This is a genomic window from Amycolatopsis sp., assembly GCF_035276945.1.
Lineage (GTDB): Bacteria > Actinomycetota > Actinomycetes > Mycobacteriales > Pseudonocardiaceae > Amycolatopsis_E.
Map to the genome: position 1 here is coordinate 39,188 of NZ_DATELF010000075.1, position 22,760 is coordinate 61,947.

Below are 22,760 nucleotides of genomic sequence, written 5' to 3' on the forward strand. Positions count from 1 at the left end.
GTGCGCCACTACGTCATCGCGGTTTCCGGGCGGTCCGAGGACTCCGTTGCCGCGCATGCGGAAGATCTCGCCCGTTACCTGTCGGGCGGCCAGCACGCCCCGGCGCGGGTGGCGTTCGGGCACCTGCTGACGCTGCCCGCGGTCGCCTGCACCCTGCTGCGCCGCCGGGAGACGCTGACCCACCGGTTGGCGTGCACCGCCGGCTCGATCGCCGAAGCCGCGGAGAAACTGTCCACGGCCGCCCGGCACACCGGCGACCACCTAACCCTTGCCGGGCTTGGCATCTACACGGGCAGCGTGCCGTGGAGCCTGTTCGGCGGGGAGCGGCACGCCGAGGACCGGGACTACCTGTCGCGGCTCGCGGCCGGCGGACGGCACGACCAGCTCGCGAGGTTGTGGACGGTCGGCTACCCGGTCGACTGGGCACTGGTCTATCCGGAACTTCGCGACGAGCGGCCCGTGTACCTGCCGCCCACCCGACTGTCCCGCCGCCGCTACTGGCCGGCGGCCGAACGGCCGGCGCGGAAGGAAAGCGTTGCGCCACAGCCGGAACCGGTGATCGAGACGGTTGAGCCCACCGTGCCGGTCACGCCGGGGCCGGTTGCCCCCGCGGCGGAACCGGCGCCGGGCGGGCTCGCCCGCGAACTGGCCGGGCTGCCGCCCACACTGCGCCAACAGCACCTCCGCGGCTACCTGCAGGAGCGGATCGCCCGGCTGCTCGGCTTCCCGGACGACGAGCTACCCGCCATCGACACGGGTTTCTTCGACCTCGGCATGACGTCGGTGCACCTGGAGCAGGTGCGCGGCGAGATCAGCGACGCGCTGTCGTTCCGGCCGAGCGAGACTTCGGCGTTCGAGCATTCGACGATCGCCGAGTTCGCCCGCTACCTGGAGCGGTCGATCGACGTCACCGCGGCGGCACCATCAACGTTGCCATCAGCAGCGCCATCAGCAGCGGCGGAGGCCGAGATCGCGTTGCCGTCGCTCGACGCGATCGACGCCCTCTCCGCCGTGGATCTCGAACGAGTGCTGATCGAGGCCGTCGGGAGATGACATCCGTGGACGAAGTAACGACGCTGAAAGCGTTGCTGCGCAAGTCACTGGCGACGATCAAGGAACTGAACCGCGACGCGGCGCAGCGCGGAAGCACGGTATCGGGGTCACCGGAGACCGCCACGTCGTCCGGCGACCCGATCGCGATCATCGGCGACGCGTGCGAACTGCCCGGCGGCGCGACCACGCCGGAGGCGTACTGGTCGCTGCTGTCGTCCGACAAGGACTGTGTGCGCGACGCGCCGGCCAGCCCGTGGCTGCGGGAGTTCTACCACCGGTACTTCCAGGAACATCCCGCCGCGGCCGGGTACGCGCGGGCGAACTACCTCGATGGCGACGTGATGCGGTTCGACCCGCGGCACTTCGCCATCTCGCCGACCGAGGCCCGCGACATGGACCCGGCCCAGCGAATGGCGCTCACCCTCACCGCGCGGGCGCTGGAGCGGGCCGGGTACCACCCGCGGCGGATCGACGGGCGGGTCGGCGTGTACTTCGGCGTGATCGGCGGCGAGTACGGCGCGCTCGCCCGGCGTGCGTTCCAGGCCGGCGGCTATGTGGCCACCGGCACGCTGAACAGCGTGGTGTCCGGCCGGGCGAGCCACACCTTCGACTTCGACGGTCCGGCCATTTCGGTGGACACCGCGTGCTCGTCCTCCCTGGTGGCGCTGCACCTGGCGTGCGAGGGCATTCGCGGTGGCGACTGCGACATCGCCGTGGTCGGCGGGATCAACCTGTTGCTGGACCCGTCGTCGTTCACCGTGCTGGCCGGGGTCGGTGCGGTGTCCCCGGACGGTCGCTGCCACGCGTTCAGCGGCGACGGCGAGGGATACGGCCGCGGCGAGGGCGGTGGTGTCGTGGTGCTCAAGCGGCTGTCCGCCGCGCGGCGCGACCGCGACCAGGTGCTGGCCGTGGTGCGCGCCACCGCGATCAACCACGACGGCACCTGCAGCGGGCTCACCGTGCCCAACGGCAGGGCACAGGGCCGGCTGATCGAGGCCGCGCTGCGCCGGTCCGGCCTGGCCGCCACGGACATCGACTACCTGGAGGCACACGGCACCGGGACACCGCTCGGCGACCCGATCGAGATGACCGCGGCCAGCCAGGCGTACTGCCGGGACCGGCCAGCGGATCGGCCGCTGGTCGTCGGGTCGGTGAAAGCGCTGATCGGGCACCTGGAGGCCGCGAGCGGCATCGCGTCGCTGCTCAAGCTGATCATGGTGCTGCGCCACCGCCGGGTGCCGGCGCAGCCGATGTCCGGTCCGGTGAACCGGAACATCGACTTCGACGGACTGCGGCTGCGCGTGCCCACCGCTCCCGTCGACCTGCCCGCCCCGTCCGGCCGGGCGCTGACCGGCGCGATCAGCTCGTTCGGCTTCAGCGGCACGAACGCGCACGTCATCGTCAGCGCTCCCGATCCGGAGCCGCCCCGGCCGCCCGCCACCCGGGTGCGGCACGCGCTGCTGCTGGCCGCCGGCTCCCGTACCGCGCTGGACACCTGCGTCGCCGACGCGGTCGCCGACCTGGAGCGGGTGTCCGACGCGACGCCGGTGCTCGAAGCCGCGAACGGTCCTTCGATCGCCGAGGACATGTGCTTCACCCGCGCGACGGGCCGCGAGCACGGCCCCTACCGTACGTACGTCACCGGCACCGACCGCGCCGAACTCCTGGCCGCGCTGCGCGCACAGCAGGCGGTGCCGCAGTTCGTCACCGACTCCGGACTGACCCGGAACGGTCCGCTCAAACGGGCGGTGCTCCTCGATGGGCACGCCCCGCCGGATTCCTGGTCACGGGACTGGCACCGCACGTTCGCCGCGTTCCGTGCCGGCTTCGACCGGGTCGCGGCGGGGACGTCGCTGGCCCGGCTGCTGGAGCCCGGCGAGCAGCCCGCGGACGCGGCGGAGCTGGCCGGATTCCGGCTCGCCGTGCTGTGCGGCACGGTCGCCCTGTGGCGCGGTTTCGGGGTGGTGCCCGAGATTTGGTGCGCCGCCGGCATCGGCGTGTACGCGGCCGCCGTCGAGTCCGGCACGCTACCCGCGGACGCCGCACTCGCGGACCTGGCCACGTTGTTCGCCGACGTCCCGCTGGACACCGACGGCGACCTGCCCGCGCTGGCCGGCCTCCGGGTGCCGGAGGCCGGACACGGTGGGACCGGCCGGCTGGACGCGGCGCTGGTCGACCCGCTGGACGGCGGGTTCGTCGGCCCGAGCCAGCTCGCCGACCCGACCTACTGGCTGCGGGCGGCCACCGCACCGGCCGATCTCGGCCGCGGCGCGCGGCGGTGCGCCGAGCACGATGTGCGGGTCGCGGTGGCGGTCCACCCACCGGGGCCCTCGATCGCGGAGGCGCTCGTGGTCGTCGCGCCCGCGCCCGGCGACGATCCGCGGGACGCGGTGCTCTCGGTGCTGCTGCGCCTGTACGAACTCGGCGCGGACGTGGACTGGGAGCCGCTCTACGCGGGCTCGACCGCACGCCGGGTCACGTTGTCCACGACGCCTCTGGACGAGGCCCCGTACGTGCTCGCCGACCCGGTCATCCGCCCGGTCAATGCGGTCGAACCGGTGTCCGGCGACCCGCTGGAGCCGCGGCCGCACCTGTCACCGCGCAGCGGCGGCGAAATCGACTTCACGCTCGGTGCGCCCGCGCTGCCACTGGCCGACACCCACCACATCGTGCATATCGGCTACTTCGTGGAGATGCTGCTGCGGTCGGTCGCCCTGCTGCGTCCGGACACCGCCTTCCAGATCCGCGAGATGCGGTTCAGCACCGCGCTCGTGGTCTGGGACACACCGGCCAGGGTACGGCTGGTGCTGGAGGAGTCCGGCGACTCGCCCGCGTTCGCGTTCTACTCGCTGGTGGACGAGGCCACCAACCGCTGGCAGCAGCATGTGTCGGGAACCCTTGCGCGGCAAGGAGATCCGCCCGTCGCGGCAGCGGCGGAAACGGGCCCGCCGACGCGATTGCTTTCCGGCGCGGAGTTCTACGCGAAGCTGGCCGAGCGGGGCCTGCGGCTCGGGCCGAGCGTGCGGGCCGTCGGGGACGTGTACACGGACGGCACCGGCGTGCTGGCCGACGTCGAGCCCGCGCACGCCGTCGCACCGCAACGGGCGCTGGCACGGGTCGCCCCCGGCATCCTCGACGCGGGCGCGCAGGTGTTCCAGATGGCGATGCCGCCAGAGGTGCCCCCCACCGCCGCGTTCATGGTCGAGGCGCTGGAGGGCCTGCTCGTGCACGCGGGCGGACTGGCCGCGCCTGCCCGGCTGCGGGTCGACGGAGTGCGTGCCGTGCCCGGCGACAACGCGGTGACCGGACGGCTCCTCGTGCTGGACGCGAGGGACGAAGTGATAGTCGAATGCGCGCGGTGCACGGTGCGCTGGATCGAGGGCGGCGTCGAGTCGATTCTCGCCGCGGCCGGTCTGGCCGGCGACGAGCCGCGCCTCACGGACGCGGAGATCGCCGACCCCGACCGGCTGCCGGACGCGGTCATGCGCGTGCTGTCGGTGCTGACCGGGGTCCCTGCGTCCGACATCCGGGGCGGTGAGACGACCACCGCGCTCGGCGTGGACTCACTGCAGGCGACCAGACTGCACCGGGCGCTGGAACCGGTCAATCCGTCCGATCGGGTGCCGCTCGCCGACATCGTCGCGGGCATCGGAGTCGCCGAGCTCGCCCGCCGGCTGCGCGGCGACACGAACGAGACCCGGCGGCCGGCGGCTGCGGCGCCGGTGCGGCGCCGGAATTTTCTCCAGCTGTCCAGGCAATCCCCGCGGCTGCGGCTGCTGTGCGTGCCCTACGGTGGCGGCAGCACGCTGGTGTTCCAGGGCTGGCAGGCGTTCTTCCCGGACGACGTGGAAGTCTGCCCGGTGTCGCTGCCCGGCCGGGGCGATCGGCTCGGCGAACCGCTGGTACCGGACGTCTACCAACTCGTGGACGACCTCGAGGAGGAGGTGCTGCGCTCGGTCGACACGCCGTTCGTGCTGTACGGGCACAGCTTCGGCGCGCTTATCGGCTACCTCCTCGGCCTGCGGCTGCAGGCCAGGGGCCTCACCAGCCTGCGGCACCTGTGCGTCGGCGCGTTCAGCAGCCCCGGTGGCCGCGGCAACCCGTTCCAGCTGGAGTGCCTGGCGGAAATCGCCGCGGCCGGGTATCCGGGCATGCCGAGCACCGAGGACATCCAGGCGCTCGACACGGACGACCTGCGGCGCCTGGCCGCCATCCTGCGGTTCCCGCTGCGGCCCGCCATGGATCGGAGCTTCCTGCGGATGGCGTTGCCGGTGCTGGTCAACGACATCCGGCTGGTCGGGAGCTTCCGGCACGAGGACGCCGTTCCGCTCGACGTGCCGATCACCGCCGTGCACGGTAGCGGCGACGACCGGGTCGAGGAACAGCAGATGCGGGACTGGAAACGGTGGACCACCAGGGACCTCGACTTCCACGTCCTCGACGGCGACCACTTCTTCCTGCACCCCGACCAGCAACGGGCCGCGCTACTGGACATCCTCGTTCGCGGACCGCTCGCGGGTCCGGGCACCGGAACGGAGCATGTGTCATGACCGCTTACGACATGCTCGCACGCACATCCGCTTCAGCCTCTCCACCAGCGTCCGCGCGCCGTGCCCGCCGAGCGGGTTCACGGTGAACAACCCCCACCGGACCGGCAACTTTTCCGCTCCGGTCCGTAATACGACCGGATCACCAGAGCACGAAGGAAACCGCATGAAGGCGTTGTGGTTCGACCGCACCGGTACTCTCGACGCGCTCACCATTGCCGAGCTACCGGTCCCCGAACCGGGCAAGGATGAGGTCCGGGTTCGTGTGCACGCGGCCGGAATCCATCCGAGTGGCCTCAAAAACGTACTCGGCCGCTTTCCCCGCACCACCTACCTCGCCACCAAGACCGGCGGGACGGACAGGTTCGTGTTCGTCGCCGAGAACGACTGAGCGCCGCCATGCCCGCTTTCGTGTTCGCCGGACAGGGTTCCCAGCGTCGGGGTATGGGACGGGATCTCTTCCCGCTGTTCCCGGACCACGTCCGGGCCGTCGACCGGATCCTCGGCTACTCGATCGAGGAGTTGTGTGTCGACGACGACGGCTCGCGGCTGTGGCAGACCCAGTACGCCCAGCCCGCGATCTACGTCGTCAACGTGCTGGCCTATCTCCGGTTCCAGGCGGACACCGGGATTACCCCGTCCTGTCTGCTCGGCCACAGCCTCGGCGAGTACTGCGCGCTGCACCTCGCCGGCGCCTTCGACTTCGAGACCGGTCTCGAACTGGTCGCCGAGCGCGGCCGGCTCATGGCCGCCGATGGCTCCGGAGCGATGGCCGCGGTCATCGGCCTGAGCGTTGAGGATGCCCACCGGGTGGCCGGTGACTGGCCGGGCGGCGGTGTCTGGATCGCCAACCACAACGCCCCCGACGAGGTGGTCGTCTCCGGCCATGCCGAGATGATCACCGCCGCCAAACGGCATTTCCTCGACGCCGGGGCGTCCACCTACGTGCCGCTCCAGGTGAGCGGTCCCTTCCACACCCCGCTCATGCGGTCCGCCCAGACCGAGTTCGAGACCGTGCTGTCGAGGACCCCGCTCTCGGCACCCCGGATTCCGGTCATCAGCAACCTGACCGCCCGCCCCTACCTCGACCGTGGTGTGCGGGACACCCTGGCAGCACAGATCTCCAATCCGGTGCGGTGGGTCGACAGCATCACGCTCCTGCTCGGACGCGGGGAAACCCGGATGATCGAGATCGGCCCGAAACGGGTGCTCACACCCTTGATCGGCAAGATCGCGGCCGCCGCCTGAGCGACCGGAGCGGGTAGTCGTCGTGATGAGCCGGACGGGCATGTTCCAGCGAACCGCGGCCACACCGGTGAGCTGGCACACTCAGGCCATCTGCCCGGCGCGAATACTCCTCAGCCCTTGAGCAGGGCGCGGGCCATCACCAACCGCTGGATCTGGTTGGTGCCCTCGTAGATCTGGGTGCTTTCGGAAGAGCATAACCGCCACCTGCGGGAATCCTTCCGATCTCTCCTCTGACCAGGCAGTTTTCCGCTTGCTGCCGTTGGCCGAAGTTGGCCGTATTCGACTGTCTGACGGGACAGAGACGGAACAGCGCAGTCGCGCTCCACCGTCCACAAAGGAGAGTCGCCGAGGCGTTGCTCGTCCTACGGCCGGTGCGGCTCCCTGGACGCGGTCGGATCCCACATTCTGCGTGCCCATGGCACGGGCATGGTCCGGCTCGGCGCCGCGATGGTCGGGCGTGCCGACGAGCTCGACGGCGGCCAGCCGCCTCGGTCCCCAGCTGGACCCTCGATCCTCCCCTGAACGCCCGCGCTCCCCTTGGTTCCTCCCGCATCTGGCTGGGGGTTGAGCGTGGGTCACCCCGGTCCCCGATCGTGCGGGAGGGAGGTGATGGAGCCATGAACTGTACTGGGTGCGGTAATACAGGAACGGCCATAGAAACAGACGGCAGCGGATTTATCCACAGAAAAGCGTGCGGCTGCGGATGCCCTAACCTAATGGGCCGTGCTCGGGCTAGCCGAGCCACCCAGTCCCGCCTAACGTGAGGCTAGACCTGCAATTCGCGTCGGCGGTGGTCCTCGGCGGAGGAGAGTCCGAGGGCCAACTCGGGCGCTTCCCCGGCACCCAGCTCGGCCGGCGCGGTCAAGTAACCCACTCGGCTGCGCTGGCCGAGCTTCCACCTCAGGAAGGAGTCAGCATGTCCGATTACGGCAGTTGTCCTGTCTGCGGTTTGACGGTGAACGTGCCCTCGGGGTCCTCGGTGCCGATGATGCACCGCGCGCCGGGTGAGCAGGGGAAGTGCCCGGGTTCCGGACAGACGGCGAACTGAACACTACGATGGCCGCTGTGGAGACTCAAACCAAGCGGATCTGCTCGATGGAGGGCTGCAACCAGGAGATCTACCTGCGTCCCGAGGAGCGCGAAGTGTGCGCCGGGTGCGAGCTGCGTGGTGGGCCACCACCGGCCCGGCCTGTTGAGGATCGGGCCGAGGGTGGTTCGGACGCTCAGCGTGTCAAGGCGTACCTCGCGGGGATGACCGTCGAGGAACGGCAGTACCAGATCAAGAACCTCGAGCAGTTCAACGGCGCTCTGGCCGAGCAGTGGCGGCAGTGGAACGACGAGCTGACCGCCGAGGAAGCAACTCAGCACTAAGCACGACAAACGCGGCCCCGCCCCGGCGAACCAGGGCGGGGCCACGTGCTGTGCGGGGTCGGTCGAGCGGCTGGCCAGGTCGAATGGCTTGCCGTGCTGCTCCTGGGCGCGCTTCTCGTCCAGGACAGTGCTCGCGTAGGCGCCGAGCGCGCGGCGGAGCGCCGCAACCCGGTCCTCGGTACGGACACGTTCCCACGCCATCGCGCCGAACTCATCAACCCGGGCATACTCGGAGAGTACCGAGAAGACGCCGAACTATCAGCTACTGCGTATGTAGAGTACATGGAACTGCGGCACCATATTCTCGACGAGGGTGATCATACGTTTGAGATTCCACCAGAGCCTAAGGGTGAGATGCGTCACGATCAGCAGATCAAGGTGGCTCAATGGGAGCTAGAGCGAGCCGAGTTTGTCGCTCGCGGCGCCACTGACAGATTTGCGACCGTCGACCCGTCGAGCAGGATCCGGTATGAGTCGATCTATCGTCTGCACGTCGAGCCGGAATTTGCCAAGCGGGCCGTGAAGGCGATCAAGCCGTCGGACATCTCGACGTTCCAGACCGAACTGGGCGAGCGGGTCGGCCCCTCGACTGTCGCGACCGCTCGCCTGGTCGTGGTCGGTGTTCTGGACCTCGCGGTGGCGGACGACGCGATCAAGAAGAACCCGGCGCGGTCGAAGATCGTGCAGACCGTGAGCAGCGACAGCGGCGAGAAGATCCAGGCATGGAGCGACGAGCGGGTGTTCTCGCTGATCGACGGGCATCCCGACTCGCTACGGGCCATGCCGACGATCGGCGCCACGTGCGGTCTGCGAGAGGGTGAGCTGTTCGGCGTCGCCGAGGAGGACATTGACTTCGACGAGGGCGTGATCCATGTGCGCCGACAGCTCAAGAAGCTCGGCAAGGATCACGTGTTCGCGCTGCCGAAGAACGATCGGACCCGCATCGTGCCCATGTCCGACTGGACTGCGCAGAACATTCGCGTGCACATCGCGAAGTACAAGCCCCAGCCGCTGACGCTGCCGTGGGAGAAGCCGACAGGCAAGCCCCAGACGCACAAGGTGCTGTTCCGGTGGCTCGACGGCGACCACATGAAGCCGCGGGCCTACTCGGAGACAGTGTGGAAGCCTGCGCTCGTGGCGGCCGGGGTCATCCCTGAGCCAACCAAGGACAAGCGCGGCCGGCGGCGGTACGTCACCACCCGCAAGGAGGGCACGCACCAACTCCGGCATTGCTACGCGAGCGTGATGCTCGCCGATGGTGTGAACGTCAGGGAGCTCGCCGAGTACCTTGGCCACGCTGACCCAGAGTTCACGCTCAAGATCTACGCCCACATGCTGCCGGACTCGCACGACCGGGCCCGACGGGCGATCGATGCCCGCATGTTCCGGCCGCGCGCGGTCTCGGACGGAACATGGACGGAACGGAGGTGACCAGCGTGACCGCTCGCCGAACGAGCCGAATGGGTACCAAGATCGTTGGCACCCCTCGTCACCTGTGGAAACTCAGCCTTTCAGCAGGGCGCGGGCCATCACCAACCGCTGGATCTGGTTGGTGCCCTCATAGATCTGGGTGATCTTCGCGTCGCGCATCATGCGTTCGACGGGGAAGTCGCGGGTGTAGCCGGCGCCGCCGAAGAGCTGGACGGCGTCGGTGGTGACCTCCATGGCGACGTCGGAGGCGTAGGACTTGGCGGCGCTGGCCATGAAGCTTGCGCGGGCATCACCGCGTTCGGAGGCGGCGGCGGAGGCGTAGACCAGGTGGCGGGCGGCTTCGATCTTGGTGCCCATGTCGGCCAGCATGAACTGCACGCCTTGGAATTCCGCGATCGCCTTGCCGAACTGCTTGCGGTCCTTGACGTAGGCGACCGCGGCGTCCAAGGCGCCCTGCGCGATGCCGAGGGCCTGGGCGCCGATGGTCGGGCGGGTGTGGTCGAGGGTGCGGAGCGCGGTCTTCAGGCCGGTACCGGGCTCGCCGATGATGCGGTCGGCGGGAATGGCGCAGTCCTCGAAGTAGATCTCCCGCGTCGGCGACCCCTTGACGCCGAGTTTGCGCTCCTTCGGGCCGACCGAGAACCCGGGGTCGTCCTCGTGCACGGCGAACGCCGAGATGCCGTTGGACTTCTTCTCCGCGCCCGGGTCGGTGACCGCCATCACGGTGTACCAGCTCGACTCACCGGCATTGGTGATCCAGCACTTCGTGCCGTTGAGCACCCAGGAGTCACCGTCGAGCCGCGCGCGTGTGCGCATCGACGCGGTATCCGACCCGGCCTCCCGTTCGGACAGCGCGTACGACGCGGACGCCTCGCCAGCGGCGATCGGCGGCAGGACCAGCTTCTTCAGCCCTTCGGACGCCGACAGCAGGATCGGCTGGGTCCCCAGCTTGTTCACCGCGGGGATCAGCGACGCCGAGGCGTCCACCCGGGCGACCTCCTCGATCACGATGCAGGCCACGACGGCGTCGGCGCCCTGCCCCTCGTAGGCCTCGGGGATGTGCACGGCGTTGAAACCGGACTTGACCAGCGCGTTGTACGCCTCGATCGGATAGCGCTCCTGCTCGTCCACCTCGGCCGCGTAGGGCGCGATCTCCTTCTCGGCCAGGGCACGCACGGCCGCCCGCAGCTCTTCGTGTTCCTCCGCCAGCTGGTACAGCCCTGGTCCGTTTGACACCTCGAGTCACTCTCCTCAAACGTGTGCCCTGGTCGATGTTATCGCTCGTTTACTAGGACGTCCTTGTGTTCTTAGCCGCATCTTCGTCCTAAAGTGGAGTGATGTCGATCACGTGGCCCGCTGGACTGCCATCCTCGCCCGACTATCCGGACTTGCCCGTCGGCTCGATCCTCGCCGGAGCGGCGGCCCGCTTTCCGGACCGGATCGCGTTCGCACACAATGGCCGTGAGCTCGGTTTCGCCGAGACCTACCGCGCCGCGTGCCGGTTCGCGAACGCGCTGCACGCCCACGGCGTCGAACCGGGCGAGACCGTCGCCATCCATCTGCCGAACTGCCTGGCCTACCCGGTCGCCTACTACGGAGTCCTGCTGGCCGGCGCGACCTTCACCCCGGCCAACCCGCTGCTGCCGCCTGCCGCGCTCGCGGCGCAACTGGCCGACTCCGGCGCGGTCGCGGCGGTCACCTTCGGCCGGGCCGCGGACGTCCTGGCCGGAGTCCAGGACCAGACACGGATCCGGCTCGTCGTGGTGACCGCCCCGGCCGGGGAACTCGCGGCGGGCCGGCTCGGCTTCGCCGAATTCCATGCCGGGCAACCGGAACAGCCACCCCAGGTGGACATCGACACCCGTACCCGGCTCGCCCACCTCGCCTACACCGGCGGAACCACCGGCCGGTCGAAGGGCGTGAAGCTGCCCCACCGCAACGTCGTGGTGAACTCGTTGCAGTACGCCTGCTGGGGCACCGGTTCGGTCCCGGCGCTCGACGAGCAGGGCAATCTGGCGCTCGACCAGGTCGGTGACGAAGACGAGTGGCCAGTCCGGCTGGGTACCGGCTGCGGGATCAACCTCACGCCCTGGTTCCACGCGATGGGCACCATCGGTGGCCTGAACATCCCGGTGGCCTGCGGCGTCACCTCTGTGCTGCAGGACAGCTTCGACCCCGTCGCCTACCTGGCGGAAGCCGAAAAGCGCCGGGTCACCACCATGGGCGGGGCGCCTGCCCTGTTCGCCGCGCTGCTGAACTGCCCCGACTTCCACACGCGCGACCTGTCGTCCGTCCGGACGATCACCTCCGGCGCGGCGCCGATGCCGCTCGAGATGCTCAAAGCGTTGCAACGCCGGTTCCCCGACGTGGTGATCGCGGAAGGCTACGGCCTCACGGAAGTGACCATGGGCGCCACCCAGGCACCGTCTGCGCGCTCGGCGGTGCGGAAACCCGGCACGGTCGGCCTTCCGGTGTTCGACACGGAGGTCAAGATCGTACCCGCGGAGGGCGGTGAGGAACCCTTGCCGCCCGGCGAGGCGGGCGAGGTGTGCATCCGCGGCCCGCAGGTGATGACCGGTTACCACAACAGTCCGGATGAGACGGCCGCGGTGCTGGTGGACGGCTGGCTGCACACCGGTGACATCGGCATCCTCGACACCGACGGCTACCTGTCCATTGTGGATCGCAAGAAGGACATGCTGATCTACAAGGGATACAACGTCTACCCGCGCGAACTGGAGGAACTGCTGCTGGCCCAGCCCCTGGTGCGGGCCGCCGCCGTGGTGGGCAGGCGGAGCGCCGACGTGGGCGAACTACCGGTGGCGTTCGTGGTCCTCGACCCGTCGGCGGCACCGGCCGATCCGCAGGAGGTCATCGGCAAGGTCAACCAGAACGTCCTGCCCTACAAGCGGATCCGGGAGCTGCACGTCGTCGATGAGATCCCGGTTTCGGCCGCGGGCAAGATCCTCAAACGCGAACTCCGCGCCCAACTCCGGCAGAACGAATCAGTCGGCTAGGCGCGTGCGGAGAGCTACGTCCTTGTCGAGCACGAGCTGTTCGAGGTCGGCCTGGAAGGTGGCCATCCGGTCACGCAGCGCGGGGTCGCTCGCCGCAAGGATGCGGACGGCGAGCAGCCCGGCGTTGCGAGCACCGCCGACCGAGACGGTGGCCACCGGGACCCCGGCAGGCATCTGCACGATGGACAGCAGCGAATCGAGCCCGTCGAGGTGCTTCAGCGGCACCGGCACGCCGATCACCGGCAGCACCGTCGCGGAAGCCACCATCCCCGGCAGGTGCGCGGCGCCGCCCGCGCCCGCGATGATCACCTTGAGCCCCCGGTCCGCGGCGGTCTTGGCGTAGTCGAGCATCCGCTGCGGGGTGCGGTGCGCCGAGTAGACGCCCACCTCGTAGGGCACGCCGAACTCGGCCAGCGCCTGCCCTGCGGCTTCGAGCACCGGCCAGTCCGAGTCGCTGCCCATGATCACGCCGACGTCGGTGCCCACGAAAACTCCTCGGGTCAGTGGATCTGGTGGCCGTCGAGCCATTCGCCGTGGGACAGCCAGTGCGCGGCGAGCTTCGCGCGGGTGCGCAGCTCTCCCATGTCCGAACCGACGACGTTGACATGGCCCAGTTTGCGGCCGGGCCGCTCGCCCTTGCCGTACATGTGCACCCGCACGTCGGGAAACCGCGCGAACAGGTGGTGCAGGCGCTCGTCCGGGCCCATCGCCGGTTTCTCCGGCGCGCCCAGCACGTTCGCCATCACGGTCGGCGCGCGCAGGCTCGTCGCGCCCAGCGGGTAGTCCAGCACGGCCCGGAGGTGCTGCTCGAACTGGGAGGTCTGCGCGCCGTCCATGGTCCAGTGCCCGGAGTTGTGCGGGCGCATCGCGAGTTCGTTCACCACCAGCCCGCCGTCGGTGTCGAACAGCTCGACCGCGAGCACCCCGGCCACCTTGAGCTCGGCGGCGATCCGCAGGGCCAGCTCCTGCGCCTCGTGCACCTGACGGGAGGTGAGCCCGGGCGCGGGCGCCAGCACCTCGGTGTTGATCCCGCCCTCCTGCACGGTCTCCACCACCGGCCAGGCCGCGCCCTGCCCGAACGGCGACCGCGCGACCAGCGCGGCGAGCTCGCGGCGCATCCGCACGCGCTGTTCCACGAGCAGTTCGGCGCCACCGGCCAGCAGTTCGGGCACGACCTCGCGGGCCTCGGCATCGGAGCCGAGCATCCACACGCCCCGGCCGTCGTAGCCGCCGCGAGCCGTCTTCAGCACGACCGGCCACGAGTGCGTGGCGGCGAACTTCAGCACGTCGTCCACTTCGGACACTTCGGCGAACGGCGGGCACGGGAATCCGTGCGCCGAGAGGCGTTCCCGCATGACCAGCTTGTTCTGTGCGAAGGGCAGCGACTCCACCCCTGGCCGTAGCACGAAGCCCTCCATGGACAGGGTGAGCAGGTGCTCCCCGGGCACGTGCTCGTGGTCGAAGGTCAGCACGTCTACTTCGGAGGCGAACGTGCGGAGCGCTTCGAGATCGGTGTGGTGCCCGATCGTCACCTGGCTCGCGACCAGGCCGGCCGCGTCGTTCTCGTCCGCCGCCAGAACCCGCAGCGACTGGCCGAGCGAAATCGCGGCCTGATGCGTCATCCTGGCGAGCTGGCCGCCGCCCACCATGCCCACCACGGGAAGACCGGTCCGAGAGTCCATAACGATTGAAGACTAGAGCACAGAGGATTCCCGCTGACGGGTACGTCGCAGCTCACGGGCGGTCATGCCGAGGATGCCGAGCGCCGCGGCGAGTACGTAGGCGTTGCCGAGAACCGACCGGCCCGGCCCCCAGCCGAACTCGGTGGCCCCGCCGTTCGGCACGAGCATCACGACGCAACTGACGAAGAGCGCCGCGACCGCCGCGGCCCAGAGCCACCATCCCCGTACCGCGAGCAAGGCGATCAAGGGCACCGCCCAAACCCAGTGATGCGACCAGGAAACCGGCGAGACCAGCAACCCGAGGAAGGCCGTCACCAGCAGCGCGGCGAGCGTCTCGCCCCGCCGGTGCAGCCGCCGCACCAGCCAAACCGCGGGCACCGCGAGAGCCGCGCCGATCAGCAGGGCCACCGCCATCGCCCACGGCGCGTCCTCCGTGGCGCGGCTGACCCAGCCGTTGAGCGACTGGTTGAAGATCCAGTGCACCCCGCCGACCCGCTTGGGGTCGAACGCGGCCTCGGTCCAGTACCGGATCGCGTCACTCGGCGCCAGCGTGAACATCAGGGCTTGGAGCGCGAAGAACGTGCCCAGCGCACGAAAGCCGTCACGTGCGCGGCCGGTCACGAACAGGTGCGCCACGAAGATCAACGGGGTCAGCTTCACCGCCGCCGCGACCCCCGTCAGGAGCCCTCCCACCCGTCTCCCGCCACCACCCGCGACGGAGGCGCTCCGCGCCACTCCATCGGTCCCGTGCGACCCGCCCAGCACGAGCACGTCCACGATCACCAGTGCGAGCAGGATCAGGTTGATCTGCCCCAGAAACAGCGTCTTCCACACCGGCTCCAGCGCCAGCGCACACACCGTCAGCCCGGTCACCGCGAGGGCACGGGGCCGCGCGCAGACCCTGATGACGACGGCAAGCGACAGCACGGAAGCGGCCGACACGGCTCCCCACACCAGGCCCGCAGGCATTGCCGCGAGCGGCACGAAGAGCAGGGCGGCCGCGGGCGGGTAGGTGAACGGCAGCGCCACCCAGGACGGCAGCGCGCCCAACCGTTGCGGGTCGTACAGCGGGTCGCCGTGCAGGAAAGTCAGCGCCCCGGCCCGGTACACCGCGCTGTCCGCGCCCAGCCGCCAGCCCGCCAGCCAGCCGAGCACGCCGACGGCCAGGACGACGAGGACCAGCAGGCCGACCGGGACCGCGGACTCAAGCCGACGCGCGGGCACGGCGCTGCAAGGCCCACCGGGTGACGAGCACCCCGCCGAGCACGATCGGCATCAGGATGTAGGCGTTGCCGAGCACGCCCTGCCAGACCTTCCAGTGCAGTTCGATGTTGCGCCCGTTCGGCAGCACCAGCAGCACGCAGCTGATGAACACCGCGATCACCGCGCCGGTGCCGACCCACAGCTTCCACGCCCTCGCCAGGTTGGTCTGCGGCAACAGCGAGACGAGCAGCACGATCAGCGGCACACACCACACCCAGTGGTGCGACCACGAGATCGGCGAAGCCAGCAGCGTGAAGAACGCGCTGACCAGCAACGCCGCCAGGGCCTGGCCCCGGCGGTGGAAGTGGAGCAGCAACCACACGGCCGGGATGGCGATCAGCGCGCTGAGGCCCAGCGCCGCCTTCGACGCCCACGGCGCCAGGTCGGTCACCCGGTTCATCAGGCCGTTCAGCGACTGGTTGCCCGCCCAGTGCACCGGCCCGATCCGACCGGTGTCGTAGATGGTCTTGGTCCAGTACCGGATCGTGTCGCCCGGGATGAGCAGCAGCATCAGCGCCTGCAGGCCGAGGAAGGTACCCAGCGCGCGAGCCGCGTCGGCGCGCTTTCCGGTGAGGAACAGGTGCGCCACGAAGACCAGCGGGGTCAGCTTCACCGCCGCCGCGACTCCGACCAGCACCCCGCCCCAACGAGAACCGCGCGCGGTGACCACCAGGACGTCGACCACGACCATGGCCATCAGGACGAGGTTGATCTGGCCGAGGAACACTGTGCGCCAGACCGGTTCCAGGCCGAGCATCAGCACCGAGGCCACCAGGGTCGCGCGCGCCGGCGAAGACCACCAGCGGGCACCTTCGACGGGCTTGGGCAGCGAGCCGATCGCGACCCTGATCACCAGTGCCATCGCCAGCACCGAGATCGCGGTCAGCACGCCCCAGGCGACCTGGGGCGGCAGCAGCGCCAGCGGCACGAACAGCAGGGACGCCGACGGGGCGTAGGTGAACGGCAGCAGCGCCCACCACGGCTCGGACGCCAGGGTGCTCGAGTCGTACAGCGAATCGCCGTTGAGCAGGGTTAGCGCACCCGCCCGGTAGACGGCGCTGTCCACGCCCAGCCGCCAGTCGAAAACGGCGCCGACGACGCCGACCGCGATCGCCAGCGCCGGCACCATCGACAGCAGCAGGATCGACCGTGGGCGCATGGAAAGCCGGGCGAGCGAGACCCGCAACGCCAGACGCGGAGCAATGGGCATGGCGGACTCGCCGCCGGTGGCAGACACAGACTGCGTCACGTCACCAGGAAATCACGAACACACCTCACAGGGGCCACATACCCCTGAATCACGCACGGCCGAGTCGGGAAAGAAGCGCGCAGGCGCCTTCGTGGGTCGGGGGAAGGCGCACCATGCGCAGCCGCGGCGCGCGAATCCCGTCGAGTTCGGTGTCGGCGGACAGCCGGTCGTGCAGTTCACGCCGCAGCCGCACGGCCCGCACCATCGACTGCCCGTCTCGGGGCAGGACGGCCGCCGCGGTGGACGGCCCGAGCGACGCCAGGGTTTCGCCGCCGTCGAACGCCGCCCGCAGCGCCTCCGCGGTCAGGATCATCGCGGTGGCCCGTGGCCAGCCGGTGACCTCACGCAGGTCCAGGCCAACCACCAGGACCGTGTGCTCCTCGGCGACCGGCCGCCCTCGCCGGACCGACCCCCGGTACAGCTCGCCGAGGCGCGTGCGCAGGTAGGCCGCCGACGTGAGCCCGGTCAGCGGATCGGTCACCTCGACGTGGGCGAGCCGGCTGAGCGCGACGTCCGCCCAGGCGACCGCGGCCACCCGGAGTAGCCGGGACGGGATGTCGTCCACGTCCGGGCAGGTCAGCTTGTGGTCGGCGAGCACGTTGTGTAGTGCCGCGAGGTCGGCCAGGGTCTCGGCCAGCCCGGCGCCCGTGGCGGCCCGTGCGCGGGCCAGCCCCACCAGGAGTACGTCGGGTGTCCGGCCACGCAGCACCGCCGAGCACACGGCGTCGACCTCGGGCAGCGCCCAGTCGCTCGGGAATCGCCAGCCGGAGGCGAGGCTCGCGGTCCGCCAGCGCGCCCGCAACGTGCGCAGGGACTTCTCCAACAGCGGCTTCTCCATTTCCCGTCGAGTCTCCGCTGAGATGACGGCCGCCGCACTGCCACGTGACGCGGGTTCACCGGACGCGGGTGAACTCGTTGGGCCCTCCGGGTCGTCCGATGACCCGGCACATGACGCAGTGTCGATCGTCGGCCACACTGATCGCGGCGTTCGGTCAAAGTTGAAGAGTTGAGCCCCGCCGGTACGACTTTTGGAGAGAATGACGAAGTGTCCACGGTTCCCGATGATTTCGACGGCCAGGGCGACGCCGAGCTGATCGCGCTGGTTCGTTCGGGAACTCTCGCGGCCTACGGCACCCTCTACGAACGTCACGTGGCGGCCGCCTACAACCTGGCCCGCCAGCTCGCCCGCTCCAAAACGGAGTCCGACGACCTGGTGTCCGAGGCCTTCGCGAAGGTGCTGGACATCCTGCGCGCCGGGAAAGGGCCGGACAGCGCCTTCCGCGCCTACCTCCTCACGACCCTGCGGCACACCGCGTACGACAAGTCCCGTAGGGACAAACGGGTCGACCTGAACGAGGACATGACCACGGTCGGTGGGGCGGCCGCGGCCGACGCGCTGACCGTGCCGTTCGCGGACACCGCGATCGCCGGTCTCGAACGCACCATGGCGGCCAAGGCGTTCGCCCGGCTGCCCGAGCGCTGGCAGGCGGTGCTCTGGCACACCGAGATCGAGCAGCAGACCCCGGCCGAAGTGGCCCCGCTGGTCGGCCTGACCGCGAACGGCGTGTCGGCCCTGGCCTACCGCGCCAGGGAAGGGCTCCGGCAGGCCTACCTGCAGGTGCACCTCGCCGAGACCTCCGCCGAACGCTGCCGGGCCACCGCCGACCGGCTCGGCGCCTGGACCAGGCAGGGTCTGTCCAAACGCGAGCGTGCTCAGGTGGAGGCGCATCTCGACGAGTGCGACGCCTGCCGGGCACTGGCGGCCGAACTCGCCGACGTCAACGGCGCCTTGCGGGCGGTCGTCGCCCCGATCGTGCTGGGCGGTGCGGCGCTGGGTTATCTCAGCGCGACCGGCGGAAAGGCCGGCGCCGCCGCGGGTGCCGCCGTATCCGCGGGTGGTGCGGCAGGCGCGGCCAGTGCGGGCCCGCGCCAGTTCATCGGGGTCGCGCTGTCCGGGCTCGCGATCACGGCCGCGGTCGCCGCGGCCCTCGCCCTCGGCGGGGGCCAGTCGATTCCCCGGGCGGGCGGGCAAGCGCCGACGGAGGATCTCCCGTCACCGGCGGTGCCGCCGTCCGTCCCGCTCGCGCCCTCGCTCCCGGCCCCGTCCGCGCCGCCGCTCGAATCGGCACCGCCGCCAGTCGAGCTTCCCGGGCCGGGCGAGCTGCCCTCGCTCGTGCCCTTGCCGGTCCCGCCGGCCACCACCCCGCCGGCTTCCACCCCGGCCGCCCCGGTGACCCCGCCGCCGTCCTCGTCATCGCCGCCGCCGTCCCCGTCATCGCCGCCGCCGTCCCCGTCATCGCCGCCGCCGTCTCTTCCGCCGTCATCGCCGCCGGTGTCCCCGCCGCTCACCACCCAACCGCCGCCTCCCGCGAAGCCGCCCCTGCTCGTCGTGACGGGCCTGCCGGCGGCCATCGAACTCGACGTCGACGGCCTGTCCGTCGAGCTGTCGATCACGATCCGCAACGACGGCGGCACGGTGTCCGAGCCGGTGAGCGTCATGCTGAACCTGCCCACCGGGCTCCGCGCGGTCGGCTCGGACGCTCGTTCGGCCTGCCTGGCCGGCGAGAGCGTCGTCACCTGCGGGACGGGGCAGCGCCTGCAACCCGGGGAAAGCACCGTGTTCAGCGTTCGGCTGGTCGCGGGCCTCGGCGCGAAGGGCGGCCTGCTGACCGGAACGGTCACCGCGGGTTCGCTCCGGGTGCCGATCAGCCTGCCGGTGCTCGTGCACGAGGTGGCCGATCTGCTGGGCCTGGCCGTGGAAACCGTGCGGGAGTCAGCCGAGCGCGCGTGGCTGAAGATCGACGTGCGCAACGACGGGCCGAGCGCCCGGCCCGTCACGGTGCGGGTCGGCGGCCCGGCGGCGCCGGGTGAGGAGCCCGGGACCTGCGAAACCAGCGCGAGTGAGGCCACCTGCGCGGGCGCCGGCACGCTGGCGCCGAAGGAACATCTGCGGCTGGCGGTCCCCCTTTCCCGCCGTCCGGGGGACCCACCGGTGACGGTGACCGCGATGCTGGGCTCGGCGACGACATCGATTTCGGTGGCCTTCGACCCCGGGATAACGCAGGCGAAAACGAGCGAACCGGCCAAACCCGCGCCGCCCCGGTAACGCACGGAAACCGGGAAACCTCACCGAAAGAGCTGCCTGAAACAACGCGGTTTTCACCAACTTCGTACACTACGGCGGTGACCGTTGTGGAAAGCGTGCTCGCGCACACCCCGGAGCCACTGCGCTCGGTGCTGATCAAACACCGGGAACTGCTCAAGTTCGGCATCGTCGGGGGCACGACGTTCTTCGTCGACAACGGCGTGTGGTACCTGCTCAAACTCGGTGTGCTGGAGTCGAAGCCCACCACCGCGAAGGCGATCGCGATCATCGTCGCGACCATCGTGTCGTACATCCTGAACCGGGAGTGGTCCTTCCGCACCCGGGGCGGGCGCGAGCGGCACCACGAGGCCGCGCTGTTTTTCATGATCAGCGGGCTCGCGGTGGCGGTCAACCTGGTTCCGCTCTGGCTGTCGCGGTACGCGTTCCACCTCGAGACGCCGTACGTGGACCGGTGGATCCAGGAGGTGGCCGACTTCGTGAGCGGCTCGATCATCGGCATGCTGCTCGCCATGGTGTTCCGCTTCTGGGGCTTCAAGAAGTGGGTCTTCCCCGACGAACTCGGCCAGCGCCGCCGGGAGGCCACCATCACCCAGCTCCGCCCGGTGGACGCCCCGGACAAGGTCAAGGCGAAGGGCAAGTAGACCGAAAGCAAGCCCGACCGGCAGCGCGACCTACGTTCGGCCCGGTGCGACACGTTCGGTCGGATTGGTATACCGGCATCTACCGGCATCTACCGGCACGGTATCTACCGATCTACCGGGGTACACGTTCTGAGGGCCAGCGGACCTCCGGAGGCATGCCGCCGCGGCTGGGAGCGCGCAGGAACAGGCTGAACACGGCGGGCCGTCGGCTGGACAACTCGAGCCTGCCGCCGTCGGCTTCCGCGAGGGCGCGGGCCAGCGCGAGCCCGACGCCGGTCGAACCGCCGCCGGAGAACCCGCGCTCGAACACGTGCGGCACCAGTTCGTCGGGGATGCCCGAGCCGGTGTCGCTGACCTCGACCACCACGGTGCCCTCCGCATCGCCACCCCGCGCGGCCAGGGTGACCGTGCCGGCGCCGTGCCGCCACGCGTTGTCGAGCAGCACGCCGACCACCTCACGCAGCCGTCCTGGGGTGGCCCTGGCCATCAGCCCGTCCGCGACCCGCAACCGCAGGTTGCGCCCCTCGGCGCGCAGAACCTGATGCCATTCCTTCGCGACTTCCGGCAGTGCCGACGCCAGTTCGACCGACTCGGTGTCCACCTCACTGGCCGCACGGGCCGCGGCGAGCAGTTCTTCGAGTGCCTCGGAAAGCCGGTCTGCCTGCTCCTGCGCGGCTCTGGCCTCCTCGGCGACGTCTCCGTCATCGATGATGGTCAGCGATTCGAGGCGCAGCTGCAGCGCGGTCAGCCTGCTGCGGAGCTGGTGCGAGACATCGCCGACCAGCTGTCGCTCGCGCTGAACCAGCTGTGCCAGCGCGCGGCCGGAGGTGTCCAACGCCTCCGCGACCATGTCCAGTTCGCCGACCCCGTAGCGGCTGGGGTCGGGCCGGAAGTCTCCGCCACCGAGCTTGGCGGCCCGCTCGGCGACATGCCGCAACGGCTTGGCGAGCCTGCGCGCGGTCACCGTCGCGACGATCGTGCCGATGCTCACCGACAGCACGACGAGCAGCAACACGGCTCCGGTCACCGTGGTCTGGCGGGAACGAAGCGGCCCCGCGGGAATAGCGAGTTCGAGCTTGCCGCTCCTGGCCAGTTCGGCCGTGGAAACCACCACGTCGGGCCCCGGATCGGCGCCCTCGACGATCGGCTTCTGGCCCGGCATGCGCACCACCAGCCGGCCGCCGTTCGGGATGAGGATCTTCACCCCGGTCAGGTCGTCCGGGCCGATCTGGCCGTCGGCCAGCCCGGTGTCCAGGTTGGCCGCGATCTGTATCGCGCGCTCGGCCAGGTCCTCGGTGCTGATGCTCTCGACGAGCTTCCACGCCGTCACGCCGAGCGGGATGCCGAGCGCGGCGGCGGTCACCGCGACGGCCAGCAGGATGGCCAGGAGGATTCGGCGGCGCACGGCTATTCGCTAGTCGACGTTGAACCGGAAGCCGACACCGCGGACGGTGGCGATGCGGCGTTCACCGTCGGTGGAGTGGGCGACCGCACCCTTGCCGTCGTTCGTGACGGAAAGCTTGCGGCGCAGCCATGACATGTGCATGTCGAGCGTCTTGGAGGTCTTGGACTCCAGCTCGTTCCAGACCTCGGCGAGGATCTCGTCGCGGCTGACCACGTGGCCCGCCCGGCTCATCAGCACCCGGAGCAGCTCGAACTCCTTGTTGGCGAGCTGGACCTCGCGGCCTTCGACGGTCACCAGCCGGGCACCGAGGTCCATCCGCACGCCACCCGCGTCGAGCACCTCGGGTGCGCGGCGGCGCAGCAGGGCCCGGATGCGGGCGAGCAGCTCGGCGAGGCGGAAGGGCTTGGCCACGTAGTCGTCCGCGCCCGCGTCGAGACCGACCACGAAGTCCACCTCGTCGGTGCGCGCGGTGAGCATCAGCACCGGCAGCTCGGTGCCGCTCGCACGGAGCCTCCGGCACACCTCGAGGCCGTCCATCCCGGGTAGGCCGAGGTCGAGCACCAGCAGGTCCACCCGATGATCGGAAGTGGCGCCGAGCGCCGATGGGCCGTCGGCGACCACCCGCACCTCGTACCCTTCCCGCTGTAACGCACGCGACAGCGGCTCTGCGATCGCCGGGTCGTCCTCGGCGAGTAGCACCATGCTCACCTGCACAACTCTACGACCGGGCCCCGTGAAACCATCGTC

At 70.3% G+C, this 22,760-nt stretch carries 17 protein-coding genes and 1 pseudogene; 9 read left to right on the top strand and 9 right to left on the bottom strand.

Features of this window, described 5'->3' with window-relative positions:
* The 4 genes from VJT49_RS13275 (at position 1) to fabD (ending at position 6,848) form a co-directional block, all read left to right on the top strand.
* Positions 1–1,053 (top strand): acyl carrier protein, encoded by a 1,053-nt coding sequence (locus VJT49_RS13275; RefSeq protein ID WP_324165083.1) that lies wholly within the window; start codon positions 1–3, stop codon positions 1,051–1,053.
* Between the two features lie 5 nt (positions 1,054–1,058).
* A complete protein-coding gene (locus VJT49_RS13280) occupies positions 1,059–5,603 on the top strand; it encodes a beta-ketoacyl synthase N-terminal-like domain-containing protein (RefSeq protein ID WP_324165084.1) in 4,545 nt (1,514 codons plus the stop codon).
* Positions 5,604–5,766: 163 nt separating this feature from the next.
* On the top strand, positions 5,767–5,991 hold the full coding sequence (locus VJT49_RS13285; protein ID WP_324165085.1) for a hypothetical protein: 225 nt from the start codon (positions 5,767–5,769) through the stop codon (positions 5,989–5,991).
* Between the two features lie 8 nt (positions 5,992–5,999).
* Positions 6,000–6,848 carry an ACP S-malonyltransferase gene (gene fabD, locus VJT49_RS13290; RefSeq protein WP_324165086.1) on the top strand — a complete coding sequence of 283 codons (849 nt, stop codon included), beginning with the start codon at positions 6,000–6,002 and terminating at the stop codon, positions 6,846–6,848.
* A gap of 110 nt (positions 6,849–6,958) precedes the next feature.
* On the opposite strand, the pseudogene VJT49_RS35215 reads toward fabD, so the two are convergent.
* A pseudogene (locus VJT49_RS35215) lies at positions 6,959–7,084 on the bottom strand (acyl-CoA dehydrogenase); the annotation flags it as partial.
* A gap of 829 nt (positions 7,085–7,913) precedes the next feature.
* Between VJT49_RS35215 and VJT49_RS13295 the strand changes: the two are divergent.
* Complete coding sequence (locus VJT49_RS13295; protein ID WP_324165087.1) at positions 7,914–8,219, top strand: hypothetical protein; 306 nt, start codon at positions 7,914–7,916, stop codon at positions 8,217–8,219.
* 45 nt (positions 8,220–8,264) lie between these two features.
* Complete coding sequence (locus VJT49_RS13300) at positions 8,265–9,650, top strand: site-specific integrase (protein ID WP_324165088.1); 1,386 nt, start codon at positions 8,265–8,267, stop codon at positions 9,648–9,650.
* A gap of 72 nt (positions 9,651–9,722) precedes the next feature.
* On the opposite strand, the gene VJT49_RS13305 is transcribed toward VJT49_RS13300, so the two are convergent.
* The gene (locus VJT49_RS13305) at positions 9,723–10,868 is read right to left on the bottom strand and encodes an acyl-CoA dehydrogenase family protein (protein WP_324165111.1); all 1,146 of its coding nucleotides are present in this window, start codon (positions 10,866–10,868) and stop codon (positions 9,723–9,725) included.
* 119 nt (positions 10,869–10,987) lie between these two features.
* On the opposite strand from VJT49_RS13305, the gene VJT49_RS13310 reads away from it, so the two are divergent.
* On the top strand, positions 10,988–12,667 hold the full coding sequence (locus VJT49_RS13310; protein WP_324165089.1) for a class I adenylate-forming enzyme family protein: 1,680 nt from the start codon (positions 10,988–10,990) through the stop codon (positions 12,665–12,667).
* Here VJT49_RS13310 and purE read toward each other — a convergent pair.
* From purE to VJT49_RS13335, 5 genes are read right to left on the bottom strand one after another with little or no spacing between them, the layout of a single operon-like run.
* Positions 12,656–13,129 (bottom strand): 5-(carboxyamino)imidazole ribonucleotide mutase, encoded by a 474-nt coding sequence (purE, locus tag VJT49_RS13315; protein WP_414635941.1) that lies wholly within the window; start codon positions 13,127–13,129, stop codon positions 12,656–12,658. The two genes, VJT49_RS13310 and purE, sit on opposite strands and share 12 nt — an antisense overlap.
* Positions 13,130–13,167: 38 nt before the next feature.
* A complete protein-coding gene (locus tag VJT49_RS13320) occupies positions 13,168–14,349 on the bottom strand; it encodes a 5-(carboxyamino)imidazole ribonucleotide synthase (protein WP_324165091.1) in 1,182 nt (393 codons plus the stop codon).
* Between the two features lie 12 nt (positions 14,350–14,361).
* Positions 14,362–15,573, bottom strand: a complete 1,212-nt coding sequence (locus VJT49_RS13325; protein ID WP_324165092.1) for a glycosyltransferase 87 family protein — start codon at positions 15,571–15,573, stop codon at positions 14,362–14,364.
* Positions 15,554–16,861 carry a glycosyltransferase 87 family protein gene (locus VJT49_RS13330; protein ID WP_414635939.1) on the bottom strand — a complete coding sequence of 436 codons (1,308 nt, stop codon included), beginning with the start codon at positions 16,859–16,861 and terminating at the stop codon, positions 15,554–15,556. The genes VJT49_RS13325 and VJT49_RS13330 overlap by 20 nt, the downstream gene beginning before the upstream one ends.
* Positions 16,862–16,910: 49 nt before the next feature.
* Entirely contained in the window at positions 16,911–17,699 is a 789-nt protein-coding gene (locus tag VJT49_RS13335; RefSeq protein ID WP_324165093.1) for a GGDEF domain-containing protein, read from the bottom strand.
* A 207-nt stretch (positions 17,700–17,906) separates the two neighbouring features.
* On the opposite strand from VJT49_RS13335, the gene VJT49_RS13340 reads away from it, so the two are divergent.
* On the top strand, positions 17,907–19,967 hold the full coding sequence (locus VJT49_RS13340) for a sigma-70 family RNA polymerase sigma factor (RefSeq protein ID WP_324165094.1): 2,061 nt from the start codon (positions 17,907–17,909) through the stop codon (positions 19,965–19,967).
* Between the two features lie 77 nt (positions 19,968–20,044).
* Positions 20,045–20,608, top strand: coding sequence for a GtrA family protein (locus VJT49_RS13345; RefSeq protein ID WP_324165095.1), 564 nt, complete (start codon positions 20,045–20,047; stop codon positions 20,606–20,608).
* A 112-nt stretch (positions 20,609–20,720) separates the two neighbouring features.
* On the opposite strand, the gene VJT49_RS13350 is transcribed toward VJT49_RS13345, so the two are convergent.
* Complete coding sequence (locus VJT49_RS13350; RefSeq protein ID WP_324165096.1) at positions 20,721–22,013, bottom strand: ATP-binding protein; 1,293 nt, start codon at positions 22,011–22,013, stop codon at positions 20,721–20,723.
* Positions 22,014–22,022: 9 nt separating this feature from the next.
* Entirely contained in the window at positions 22,023–22,715 is a 693-nt protein-coding gene (locus tag VJT49_RS13355; protein WP_324165113.1) for a response regulator transcription factor, read from the bottom strand.
* Positions 22,716–22,760: the final 45 nt, after the last annotated feature.

Coding starts and splice junctions, on each gene's coding strand:
- VJT49_RS13285 (WP_324165085.1), top strand. CDS start 5,767: ATGAAGGCGTTGTGGTTCGACCGCACCGGTACTCTCGACGCGCTCACC.
- fabD (WP_324165086.1), top strand. CDS start 6,000: ATGCCCGCTTTCGTGTTCGCCGGACAGGGTTCCCAGCGTCGGGGTATG.
- VJT49_RS13310 (WP_324165089.1), top strand. CDS start 10,988: ATGTCGATCACGTGGCCCGCTGGACTGCCATCCTCGCCCGACTATCCG.
- purE (WP_414635941.1), bottom strand. CDS start 13,129: ATGGGCAGCGACTCGGACTGGCCGGTGCTCGAAGCCGCAGGGCAGGCG.
- VJT49_RS13320 (WP_324165091.1), bottom strand. CDS start 14,349: ATGGACTCTCGGACCGGTCTTCCCGTGGTGGGCATGGTGGGCGGCGGC.
- VJT49_RS13335 (WP_324165093.1), bottom strand. CDS start 17,699: ATGGAGAAGCCGCTGTTGGAGAAGTCCCTGCGCACGTTGCGGGCGCGC.
- VJT49_RS13355 (WP_324165113.1), bottom strand. CDS start 22,715: ATGGTGCTACTCGCCGAGGACGACCCGGCGATCGCAGAGCCGCTGTCG.